This is a genomic window from Cupriavidus sp. FW216-B1 (assembly GCF_058789195.1).
Window position 1 is genome coordinate 1,173 of the sequence record NZ_JBYTEL010000041.1, and the last position, 10,036, is coordinate 11,208.

Sequence of the window (10,036 nt, forward strand, 5' to 3'; positions counted from 1 at the left end):
GCGTAATCGACGATCTCGTCCGTCAGACCTTCAGAAAATTTGCCGACTGTGCCGCCGCCGCGTAGACCTGCGCGCGCACCTCGGGGTTGACGGTACAGAGCAACCGGGCATTCTCCGGAGAGCACGACTCGTCAAGCCCGCGCCACGAGATGATGCGGAGCACCGCCCCTTCGATTGCCTTCGCCTCATCGTCTTCGACCGGCTCGGGGGGCATGCTCTCCCTGTTCTTGGATGCTTGGTATGCGCGTTCGCGGTATGCGTTGATCTCACGGCGAGAGGCCGCTCGCACCACGTCCGAATGGTCTCCGCGCACGGTGATGAAGACGCCAAGACCGATGCCGGCCGAATTCTTGACTTCGAACTCGAAGCCGCTTTCGCTCGCTTGCACCAGGTTGAGCGAGGCAATCGAGCGCGTCGGCGCCACCGTGTTCTGTTCCATCTGCATGCTCCAAAAAAGAGCGGGCCGGCATCATTGCCGGCCCGCAAAGGTCCCTAGGGTGGGAGCGCTGTCCCGAAAAAAAAAGCCCCGTCGGTGCGGGGCTCAGTGAGTGAGGAGTGACGGTTGAATCTGGCTTTCGAGCAATTCTCGCTCGGCATCGAAGGTCGGCAATTCGCGCTTCCGCTCGAGCATCAGGTGTGAGCCGAACGATGCCCGCATCTTGGACTCCACCTCCTTGGAGATGAGCGCCTGCATCTGCTGCCACAGGTCTTTGTTCCGCCCTTGCAACTCGTCACGCATGCGGAAGAACTCTTTGACGAGCGCGATCTTGAATTCGACCACCTTGGGCGAGTTGCGCATGAATGTCAGAAGCAGAGTCGCCTGGTGTTCATTGAGCATGGCGAACTCGACTGGCCGGCCGCCGCCCTGCGGCGTCTTCGCCAATCGCGTTTGAAACGCGAGTGGGCCAAACTGCTCGAAATCAATCACGTAGCGTCGGATCAGCCCGAGCATGTTCTTGTGCTGAATGCCAACGCCCTTGGCGATGATCTCGGAAGAGGAGCGCGCCTCGCCATCGATCGGCACCACAAGAGGAAACGGAAAGTCTTTCATCGGGAACCCCTGAGCAGCCCTGGAGATGAGGGGCTGCGGAAGCACGCCCAGGGAAGCGTGTGTTCGGCCCGTCGGCCTATCCGCAGCGCAAAGCAAAAAGCCGCCCGCGGCGGCTCATCTGTCGCTGACCTTGATCAGGCGGCTAGGCTGTCCTGCACAGAGATCGTGGTCTTCTCGTTCGCCGCGCCCGCGCCGCCGGCGCCATTCAGCAGCGCCTGGAACGGAATGGTCTGAATCAGGCCCTTCTCTCCGTCGTCCTTGGCCGCACCACCCAGCTTCACGCGCGACATGGTAATCGCGATGAAATCCGCGGCAGCGCCGTTGGTTGTCGCCAGAACCGCGGTGATGCCCAGTTCTGTCTCGTTGATGAACGCATCCCGCAGCGTCGCGTCTTGGAAGTACGCGGTCATCTGGCCTGTGACCACCACGCGGCCAGGGTAGAGATCGGGCACCGTGTTCTGGCCGACCACCGGGTCGCCGGTCAGGTTCGCGTTGATCGAAGCACTCATGCCTGTCAGCAGGCCGACGGGCACCCCTGCTGCCGTCAGAACGCCATTCACGGCCGCGACGATGCCGGATGTCGTCTCGACCGCCGGCGCCGTGAAGTAGGCCGCCGTCGCGGTCGTCATGTCGATGCCTTGGACCTGCGCAGCGATGGTCGCCATGCCCGTCGCCGGCAAATTGACATCGAGTTGCGCCAGCTTGCAGTCGGAGAACAACTCGGACTGGCCGATGTCCGCGAACCAGTGCTCGAAGGTGATGTACTTGTCCAGGTGGCCGCTCGTCGGCACGAACGTCTTCTTGCCCGGCACCGACACCGTGGCGCTGCTGATGGGCCCTTCGGCGACCAGCGCCACGCCGTTGAGCGGGATGACGGTCAGCGAAGGCGCGGTGACCGCCAGCACCAGCAGGTTCTTGTTCAGGTTGGCAGCATTGAAGCCGCCGGCGGTCAGGCGCACCACGTCGCCCGCCTTGATGCCGTCGGTCAGGTACGAACCGGCCGCGCGACCCACCGTGTAGGTCTGAATGGCGCCCAGCAGCGAGCCCAGCCCGATGGTGATGCTCGCGGCAGTGATCGGCGTCACGGCCGCGAAGTCGCGGCGCAGGATCGCAGCGATCAGATCGGTATAAGTGCCCGGCGAGATCTCGCCGTTGATCGTTCCGGCGACGCGCCGCACGCCATGACGATAGTCGGCGATCTGCTGGTCGCTGCGGATCTCCTCGGACTGGTACGTGTCCTTGTTGAGCGACAGGTCAGAGGTGACGCGGCGGAGGATCTGGCCGCCACTGGCGCCGGCGGCGACACCTTGCCCGGACTGCACCTTGTAGCGCAGCTGCTTGAACAACCCTTTTGCGATGGGCATTTCCTTGCTCCAAAAAGAAAAGCCCCGCGCAAGGCGAGGCGTTGATGATGTCGGGCAGAGTCAGGCGCTGGTGCTGGCGAAGAAGGGGATGCTGATCGGCACGCGCCAGCGGTCGCCATCCTCGTACCCGTCGGCAATGGCCGGCGTGCGCTGGATGACCACGTCGATGCCCGGGTCCGCCTGGTAGGTCTGGTTGACGAAGTCCAGAACCATGGACGACCCATCCGGAAAGACGTGGATCGTCGTGCCGCGCTTGAACCAGTCGCGGATCGCTGCGGCACGCGCATCCGCGGCGGCCGGACCCGTACCCTGCGGGTACATGATCGACACCTGGAAGACGCCGACCTCGCGGTAGTAGGCGCCATAGGCGGGATTCTCCGGCGCTCCGAACATCAGGTGCACCTGCTGATACGGTACGCCCGGCGTCGGCTTGAACGAGACGTTCGGCCAGGCCGTGGCCAGCGCGGGCGCCATGGCATTCAGCCTCGTCTCCAGGCCGCGGCGCACCAGTGCATTGCTCATGTCTTCAGGTCTCCGACTGCCTTGGTGAGGAACTGGTCGAATTCGGTCACGGTGATGCGAACCATGCCGGCTGGCGCCTGCTTCGAGTGGCCATACTCGAGCGGCACGGCATACGGCAAATTGTTCACCATGTAGATGGTGTCGCCGACCCGGAAACCGGCCAGCGGCATGGATACGCCGGCGATGGTGGCCGTGCCCGACTTGTCGAACACGTTCAGGGTGCTGGGCGGGAGCCGGTATTGCAGTTGCCAGTTGCCGCGAAATCGACCGGTGTCGACCGGGCTGCGCAGCACCAGCGCTGAGAAGATCCGGAGCGCGACGGCGCGCACGACCTGCTCCTGATTGCCCTTCGCGCGCGAGACGAACGCCGCGAACTGACGGCGGAAGAGATCATTCTGGGCCATCAACTATCCCGAGCGATATCCTGGCCGGCCGACAAGCAGCCCTGCAACAGGGATGAAAACAAAATGGCACCCAATGTGACACAACAACCGGAGCCGTCTATGCAATCCCTCACCTACCTGCTCGCCGTGATCTGCCTGATCATCATTTCTTGGAATGCCTGAGATCGCTATTTCCGCAGGTGCAACTCGTACAGCACCGGCGTGCCTGCCGGGCTCACTGCCTTCACATTCTGGACCTGCCACACGTCGCTGCCGTCCACCACCAGGTCACCGGTGACCGGCAGCGGCACACCCACTGGCGACAGGAAGCACTGCTTGTCGCCGATCTGGATCAGCGTGGCGCCGGCGAAGGACTGGCCGGCCGACTGCAGGTCGAAATCGAACAGCGTGCCGGTCCCCGAGTGGTCTACCGCCGCCGGCGTGGCACTGCTGGTCGTCGGGTCGTAAGCGCCGGCCGTCACCCGGCGCAGCACCAGCGGCTTGCCGAACTCGCGCAGCAGCTCATCCGCCGCGACTGCCATGTCATCGTAGAAATCGCTCATGCGTCCCACCATTCGGCTTTGCGCATGCGCTTGGACATGCCATGTTCGAAGATCAGGCTGGTGCCGTAGTCGTGGCAGACCAGTCTGCCGTCGAAGATGCCGTAGTTCGTGCGCTTGAAGTCGCACAGGAACACGGGCATCTTCTCCGGGTACTCCAGCGCCTGGACAGTCCTGGCCATCACCAGCACGCTGCCGTTGGGACTGATCCACCGGCACGGCGCGAACCACTTCTCGAAGTCGGTGCCCTGCACGCGCTGCCAGGTCTCCCATTCCACGATGTTCTGGAACCGGCCGGCGCCCTCTTCGATCTTCACCACGCAGCCTGGAAGCAACCGGCTGGAGAAGACGGACCGGCTCATGCCGTAGCCGATGCGATCCTCGCAGAGCAGGTTGAATGCGTCGCGATGAATGAAGGCGTTGTCGCTCATGCGCGCACCAGTTTGATTTGCCCGCCCCCGCCGCTCACCAGCCCCCGCAAGAGCGCGTCGACGAAGGGGTATTGCTTCTGGCCGCCGTTCCGCTCGACGGGCGCGTATTTCTTCGTGATCGGACCGACGGTCGTCTCGATGACCTGCTTCGGCAGCACGTCGTCGGCGAGGTTGCCCGTCAGAGCGCGCAGCGCGAGCTCGCAGACGGCGTCCTTGACCTTCAGCGGGATCTCGTCGGGCGACAGCGGATAGCCATCGAGGCAGATGTCATAGCGCGGCCAGGCCAGCGCCTGCTCGGCGGTGCGCCGCACGCCCTTCCACGTGTATTCGGCGTCAACGAAACTCGTCGCGCGCACCAGCGCGGCTTCCTTGAACTCGGTATCTGCCGCGGCCCATGCCGAACTGCTTCGCTTCGCCCAATAGGCGTCTGCCTCGGCCACCGACACGTAGCTGTCGGCCGCCGCGCCGCCGGGAGTGCTGTCGATGGCCATGTGGCGTTACTCGGTCGGTTGGGTCGGGGTATTCGCGGCGTCGAGCAGGGCCTGCAGGTCCGCCTTCTTCGCTCCCTCGGGGATCTGGACGCCCTTCTCGGTCAGTGCGGCACGCAGATCGGCGATGCCGGGAGCCTTGTCCGCCTTCTTCGCTCCCTCGGGGTCGTACCGTTCGTGCTTGTCCGGGTCGAAGTCTTCCTCGTTGATCACGACGAAGTCGCCCTGGTCTTCGCCCCAGGGCTTCACGTTGATGGTCTTCATGTGGATCTCCAGTTGCAGCGCCGGGGCCGAAGCCCCGGGCCGGGAGGTTTAGCCGAGCAGGATGCCGATGTGTTCCTTCTTCACCGCGGCGCAGCCCCATGCCAGAGCGATTTCGTACTGCATCTGGCGGTATTGGGCGTACATCGAGACTTCGAAGGACAGGCCGGTCAGCGGGTCGGTGATGATCATTCGATCCACCGCCGAGTCACCTTGCGGCGGCAGCGCCGGCGCGCGCGTGGCGAGCTGGATGGCCGAGCGGGCGAAGAACATGTTGCGGTTGCCGATGGCCGATACCGTGATGTTCGTCGCGGCAGCGGGGATCGCCTGCATCAGGCCAGGCGCCTGCAGGGTGATCGTGCCGCCGTTGGACACGTCGGTATCGCCAGAGGCGACCACGTACTTGTTCGAATCGCCCGCGAACGAGATGACGTCACCGGCCACGATGGCGCCGGTGCCGGCGGACGCCAGCGTGATCACCGTCGCGCCGACGGCGTAGCCTGCGGCATTCGTCGTCGCCGACGCGCCGGTGCCGGCCGCCGGGCGCTTCACGCCAGCGGACTGGCGCAGCGCCAGGTTCTGCAGGCGGTCGGTGATGCCGTTGCGCAGCATGTCCTCGCGGCCCGCCTCGTTCACATGGAACAGGCCAGACTGCTTGCCGCGCAGGTTGAACATCGCGGCCGTGCCCAGGACAAGCTGGAGGTCCAGACCTTGCGCGCCATTTTCTTCCAGGATACGCAGCGCGCCGGCCGTGTCGGTCAGGTCATTGGCGTTGCCGAACGGTGCCGTACCGGCGCTGCCGTAGGCCCGCGACGCATTGACGTGCAGCGCGCCGAGGTCGGACTCGATCTCGTTCACCAGCGTGCGCATGCCCTGCTGGAACTGGTTCGACAGGATCACGTTGTAGCTGGCGCCGTTGTTGTCCAGGCCGAGCTTCTCTTCGCCGTTCCAGCGGATGGGAACGCGGCGGGCCTTGGTGATCGTCATCGGCACGTTGCCGATGGTCTGGTCGCCGTCGTTCGGCGGCGTGACCGCCGGCGTGATGTCCGTGGCGGTGGCCGCCGGCACGACGGGCGATATGACGGTCTGACCCACGGCCGCGCGCTCGTAGGTCATGTCCGAGCTCACAGCAGGGATGAAGCCCACGAGCTCGCGCGAGACCACGTCCAGCGCGTTGTACAGCGTAGTGATCAGGCTGGTCAGCGTGTTCGCGCCGACGATCATGCCGCGCTCGGGCGGCCGGACGACCGCCTCCTGCATGATCTCGAACAGGCGTGCCGTGACCTTGGCGACCGTGGCCGCCGGATACACGGCCGCGGTGGTCGCGAGAGCCGCCAGCGCCAGGAAGCGCAGCTTGGTGAACAGGTTCTTCATCTTCATGGTGACCTCGAAATGAAAAAGGCCGCACTCGGCGGCCTGGTATCGGTTGGGTGGACGCTAGTCCGTGATCACCGTGTTCGCATCGCTGGCCGCCGCGGCCCGTTCGGCCGGGCTGAGCGCCGTGAATTGCGCGCGCGTGATCGTCTTCTTGCCACCATTGCCACTGCCGCCGCCCGAAGCGCCGCCGCCCGAAGCGCCCGATCCTTTCAGGATGTGCGCCTTGTGCGGGTACGCGTCGACCATGATCTCGATCGCTTCCTCGGCGTCGGCGAGTTCGCCGTGCCGCGTGCGCGAATAGATCTTGCCGCCCTGCGCGTCGTAGGCCACGACCTTGCCTTCCTCGACCTTGAACCGGTTCGCGAAGAGCGCTTGCGCGATCTCCACGCCGGCCGGGCCCTCGGCGGCGAACTTCTCGGCGATGAACTTGGAGCGCGCGAACGCACCACCCACGAGGTGGGTGTTCAGCTGCGACTCGAGGTCGCCGGCCTTCTTCACGATGGGGGCGTACTTTTCCTCGACCGACTTGATCGCCTCCGCCTTCACCTTTTCGACTTCGCCGGCATCCACCAGCTTCTTGTCGTCGAGGTTCTTCACCGTGTTCAGCGCTTTGATGGCCGCTGCCGGGTCGGTGATGCCTTCGAAGGTCTTCAGGGAGGATTCAGCCGTCTCCGCGCGCTCGCGGTGGCTCTTCGCCTCGCCGTTGAGGCGGGAGATGGTCGCTACCGTGCTGTCGCCGTCGAAGGGGGTTTCCGCCCCGCCGGCATTGATGAACACGGGCAGCTTCTGGCCGTTGACTTCCTGGGTGACGATGTGGCCGTCGGCGTCGTACTTGAATGGCATGGTGACTTTCCTTGGGCATCCGCCCATGTGCTGGTGCGGCATCCGCCGCGATGCGCCCGGCGGCATCCACCGCGATGGGCAATGAAAAACGCCCACAGACCGAGGCCAGCGGGCGTTGTTTGTGATGCTCTGTGAGCAAACTTGCGATCTGGCGCAAGTTCGCTATTCGTACTTGGCCTGCAACTGCGCCAGCGTCAGCGGGTTCCCGCGCTGGTCCAGCAACTGCGCCAGCGTGATTTTGCCGTCGCGCCACAGCTGCGCCCGGCCCTTGCCGAGCACCTCGTTCTGGAAGGCCGTGGTCTTGCTCGACAGGAAGTCGGAGAACGACAGGTCCGCCGCCACCTGGCCATCCATGCTGGCGCGCGTGGCCGGCGTGAACTCGTCGACGTCCAGCCCCATCTCCCGGAACGTCTTCAGGATCGGAATCTCCGTGCTGCGGCACAGCCAGTGCCGCGGCGTGCCGCCGTTGTAGGGCAGCGTCGTGCCGTTGATCGGCTTGTTCTGAAGGTCCCACGATGCGCCGGCATAGGCGATGCACACGTCGGACGTCCGGCCGTCGAGCGTGCTGACCTGCTGCTTGCCCTTCACGATGTCGGCGTTTTCCGACCATGTCGTGCTGCGCGCGCGGGCGCTGACCGTCTGCACCGCGGTGCGCACCAGGGCATCGGCGTTGCGCCGGCTGGTCTCGACCACGCCGACCAGACCTTTGCGCGTCGAGCCGCCGATGCGCTGCACGATCTTGGCGTTCGTCTCGCCGGCGGCCACGCCCAGCCGGATCTCGTTGGCGAACCGGAACGCCGTGTCGCCAGCCTGCCGGTCCAGCCAGTCGCCCAGCGGCGCGCCCTGGAACAGGCCGGTATCGACCAGCGCGCGAAGCGTGGCCGGCGGCGCCAGTGCGCGCATCAGATCGACGCCCACGGCGTTGTTCGTGCTCGACAGTACCCAGCGAGATTCCTGCCGTGCGAGATCCTTCAGGTCATCGAACAGTGTCGTCTGCAGGTCGCCGTAGCGCTCGGCCACGATCTCGCGCACATCGGCCAGCAACTGGTTAAGCCGAGCCTTCTGGAAGGTGGTCAGATCTTTCGTGCCGATGCGCTGCTCCACGTCAGCCAGCAGATCCTCCAGCACCGTCAGCACGAGGTTCGTCTCGTGCCCGAGCACGCGGTTCAGGTCAAGCTGCCTCTCGACCGCCAGCGCGGCCATGATGTCTGACAGGTTTTTCGCCATGGCTATGCAGTGACGGGCGCGCGGCCCGGCTGCGGCGTGCCGATGCGCAACTGCTCGTCCTCCCACTTCAGATCGGGACGGATCATGCCGCGGCGCTGCATCTCTTCGAACAGCGTCTCATCCGAGAGCGTGCCCGCCACATTCATCTTCTGCAGCAGCTCGGCGGAGGTCTCGGCCAGCGTGGCGGCGCCGAAATCCTTGAATACGGTCACGTGGCCGCCCTCTGGTTCGCCTACCCAGTCGGCCATGAGCTGCAGCGCGGCGTCGAGCGCATCCTCGAGGTCGCCGGCGATGCGCTGCAGTGCGCAGGCGCCCTGTTCGTTGTCGGCCAGCGTCTGCGACTCGGTGATGTTGCCCGGCTTGATGACCAGCAGCTCGGCGCCCGCCTGGCGCATCTGGTCTTCCAGATCGAGTAGCGACATGCGGCCGGCGTCGATGGCCTTGCCCGTGTGCTCCACGAACTTCATGTCCGCGTCCGGCGATTCCGCCTTGACTGCCGTGTTGGCGCCTACCGTGATCTCCGTATCGTTGCCCAGCATTTTGGTGAACAGGATGGGCACGCGCGCGACGTGCAGGATGGTCTGCTGATCGCTCTTGGACTGCCAGTGCTCGACGTTCATGTACGCCAGGTTGAGCAGCGGCGGCGCGCCGATCATGAAGCCCTTGCGCTGGCCATAGACCGGTATGAACGGGATGACCTTCAGCGTCGTCGTGCCCTGGTCGTGCAGTTCCCAGTCGTCCTTGTCCTTCACCTTCCGATAGGTGGCCCAGGCCCCGGGCGCGAGCACGCGGACCTGAGGCACCATGATCTCACCGAACTCGCCATCCTCTTCCGCCACGGTCTCAAGGAATCGGAACTGGGTCAGGGTCGCGACCCCGTTCACGCGCCGGTACCGCCAGCCCAGCATGTCATCCAGGCGGATGTGCACGAAGTACGGCCGCACGCCGGCGGCGCTTTCATCCGCCTGCGTCCGCAGGCCCTCGGTGGTCGGGTAGTCCACCAGCACCCCGCAGAAGCCTGCGCCCAACGCGTCCTCGCACAGCGATGCGGCGAAGGCATGCAGGTTGCGGCCCTGCAGGTCGATGTCTTCCGCCCACCCCTGGAGCCGGCTGGGCACGTCGTCGCTCAGCGTGAGCGGCTTGGAGAACGGCTTGCCGGCCAGCACCTCGACCGTGCGCGGGAAGGCCGGGAACAGGGTGGCCACGGCCAGGCGGGTCTTGTAGCTTTCCGCCTCCTCGTTGGGCCACTGCGGCAGCAGGGCATCTCCGGCGGCGCGCATGGCCGCAGTGCCGCCAAGCAGCGCGCGGATGAGCGGCAGCGGCGCGCTCATGGCCTCGACGGCGGCCGATTTCTTGCGTACGTCGTTTGCCATAGGTGGGTAGGGTTATGCGCGCAGCGGCGTTACCTGCGCCGTGCGCTTCACGATGGGCCAGAGCTTGACCAGCGGGTAACCGCCGGCGTCGTTAATGTGGTCGTGCCCGGTCGACTTGTCCGGCTCGCCGTTCTTGTCGTAGGGCTGCTGCTCGAG

The 10,036-nt window shown here is 65.3% G+C and carries 13 protein-coding genes and 1 pseudogene; all 14 read right to left on the reverse strand.

All coding sequences use genetic code 11. The features are described 5' to 3' along the window. Positions 1-22: 22 nt before the first annotated feature. Positions 23-439: a hypothetical protein gene (locus AC3WXD_RS34580; protein WP_492325696.1), complete on the reverse strand. Its 417-nt coding sequence runs from the start codon at positions 437-439 to the stop codon at positions 23-25. 102 nt (positions 440-541) lie between these two features. Then, the gene (locus AC3WXD_RS34585; protein WP_492325697.1) at positions 542-1,051 is read right to left on the reverse strand and encodes a Rha family transcriptional regulator; all 510 of its coding nucleotides are present in this window, start codon (positions 1,049-1,051) and stop codon (positions 542-544) included. A gap of 134 nt (positions 1,052-1,185) precedes the next feature. Beyond that, positions 1,186-2,415 (reverse strand): phage tail tube protein, encoded by a 1,230-nt coding sequence (locus AC3WXD_RS34590; RefSeq protein ID WP_492325698.1) that lies wholly within the window; start codon positions 2,413-2,415, stop codon positions 1,186-1,188. Positions 2,416-2,475: 60 nt separating this feature from the next. Then, positions 2,476-2,937 (reverse strand): phage tail terminator-like protein, encoded by a 462-nt coding sequence (locus AC3WXD_RS34595; protein ID WP_492325699.1) that lies wholly within the window; start codon positions 2,935-2,937, stop codon positions 2,476-2,478. After that, positions 2,934-3,341, reverse strand: coding sequence for an HK97 gp10 family phage protein (locus tag AC3WXD_RS34600; RefSeq protein ID WP_492325700.1), 408 nt, complete (start codon positions 3,339-3,341; stop codon positions 2,934-2,936). The genes AC3WXD_RS34595 and AC3WXD_RS34600 overlap by 4 nt, the downstream gene beginning before the upstream one ends. Positions 3,342-3,508: 167 nt before the next feature. Next, on the reverse strand, positions 3,509-3,883 hold the full coding sequence (locus AC3WXD_RS34605) for a hypothetical protein (RefSeq protein WP_492325701.1): 375 nt from the start codon (positions 3,881-3,883) through the stop codon (positions 3,509-3,511). After that, the gene (locus AC3WXD_RS34610; protein ID WP_492325702.1) at positions 3,880-4,311 is read right to left on the reverse strand and encodes a hypothetical protein; all 432 of its coding nucleotides are present in this window, start codon (positions 4,309-4,311) and stop codon (positions 3,880-3,882) included. Before AC3WXD_RS34610 ends, AC3WXD_RS34605 begins: the two co-directional genes overlap by 4 nt. Further along, a complete protein-coding gene (locus AC3WXD_RS34615) occupies positions 4,308-4,802 on the reverse strand; it encodes a DnaT-like ssDNA-binding protein (protein ID WP_492325703.1) in 495 nt (164 codons plus the stop codon). The genes AC3WXD_RS34610 and AC3WXD_RS34615 overlap by 4 nt, the downstream gene beginning before the upstream one ends. A 6-nt stretch (positions 4,803-4,808) precedes the next feature. Continuing rightward, positions 4,809-5,063, reverse strand: coding sequence for a HeH/LEM domain-containing protein (locus AC3WXD_RS34620; protein ID WP_492325704.1), 255 nt, complete (start codon positions 5,061-5,063; stop codon positions 4,809-4,811). Positions 5,064-5,111: 48 nt separating this feature from the next. Further along, positions 5,112-6,440 carry a major capsid protein gene (locus AC3WXD_RS34625; protein WP_492325705.1) on the reverse strand — a complete coding sequence of 443 codons (1,329 nt, stop codon included), beginning with the start codon at positions 6,438-6,440 and terminating at the stop codon, positions 5,112-5,114. 57 nt (positions 6,441-6,497) lie between these two features. Further along, the gene (locus AC3WXD_RS34630; RefSeq protein WP_492325706.1) at positions 6,498-7,280 is read right to left on the reverse strand and encodes a DUF6651 domain-containing protein; all 783 of its coding nucleotides are present in this window, start codon (positions 7,278-7,280) and stop codon (positions 6,498-6,500) included. 162 nt (positions 7,281-7,442) lie between these two features. Further along, a complete protein-coding gene (locus tag AC3WXD_RS34635) occupies positions 7,443-8,507 on the reverse strand; it encodes a putative phage head morphogenesis protein (protein WP_492325707.1) in 1,065 nt (354 codons plus the stop codon). Positions 8,508-8,509: 2 nt separating this feature from the next. Continuing rightward, positions 8,510-9,880, reverse strand: a complete 1,371-nt coding sequence (locus AC3WXD_RS34640) for a DUF4055 domain-containing protein (RefSeq protein WP_492325708.1) — start codon at positions 9,878-9,880, stop codon at positions 8,510-8,512. 12 nt (positions 9,881-9,892) lie between these two features. Beyond that, positions 9,893-10,036 (reverse strand): annotated as a pseudogene (locus tag AC3WXD_RS34645) (terminase); the annotation flags it as partial.

What these genes read in the sequence shown, in the direction of transcription:
- AC3WXD_RS34610 (WP_492325702.1), bottom strand. Translation starts at nt 4,311, where the DNA reads ATGAGCGACAACGCCTTCATTCATCGCGACGCATTCAACCTGCTCTGC.
- AC3WXD_RS34595 (WP_492325699.1), bottom strand. Translation starts at nt 2,937, where the DNA reads ATGAGCAATGCACTGGTGCGCCGCGGCCTGGAGACGAGGCTGAATGCC.
- AC3WXD_RS34600 (WP_492325700.1), bottom strand. Translation starts at nt 3,341, where the DNA reads ATGGCCCAGAATGATCTCTTCCGCCGTCAGTTCGCGGCGTTCGTCTCG.
- AC3WXD_RS34580 (WP_492325696.1), bottom strand. Translation starts at nt 439, where the DNA reads ATGGAACAGAACACGGTGGCGCCGACGCGCTCGATTGCCTCGCTCAAC.
- AC3WXD_RS34640 (WP_492325708.1), bottom strand. Translation starts at nt 9,880, where the DNA reads ATGGCAAACGACGTACGCAAGAAATCGGCCGCCGTCGAGGCCATGAGC.
- AC3WXD_RS34585 (WP_492325697.1), bottom strand. Translation starts at nt 1,051, where the DNA reads ATGAAAGACTTTCCGTTTCCTCTTGTGGTGCCGATCGATGGCGAGGCG.
- AC3WXD_RS34630 (WP_492325706.1), bottom strand. Translation starts at nt 7,280, where the DNA reads ATGCCATTCAAGTACGACGCCGACGGCCACATCGTCACCCAGGAAGTC.
- AC3WXD_RS34615 (WP_492325703.1), bottom strand. Translation starts at nt 4,802, where the DNA reads ATGGCCATCGACAGCACTCCCGGCGGCGCGGCGGCCGACAGCTACGTG.
- AC3WXD_RS34625 (WP_492325705.1), bottom strand. Translation starts at nt 6,440, where the DNA reads ATGAAGATGAAGAACCTGTTCACCAAGCTGCGCTTCCTGGCGCTGGCG.
- AC3WXD_RS34620 (WP_492325704.1), bottom strand. Translation starts at nt 5,063, where the DNA reads ATGAAGACCATCAACGTGAAGCCCTGGGGCGAAGACCAGGGCGACTTC.
- AC3WXD_RS34590 (WP_492325698.1), bottom strand. Translation starts at nt 2,415, where the DNA reads ATGCCCATCGCAAAAGGGTTGTTCAAGCAGCTGCGCTACAAGGTGCAG.
- AC3WXD_RS34635 (WP_492325707.1), bottom strand. Translation starts at nt 8,507, where the DNA reads ATGGCGAAAAACCTGTCAGACATCATGGCCGCGCTGGCGGTCGAGAGG.
- AC3WXD_RS34605 (WP_492325701.1), bottom strand. Translation starts at nt 3,883, where the DNA reads ATGAGCGATTTCTACGATGACATGGCAGTCGCGGCGGATGAGCTGCTG.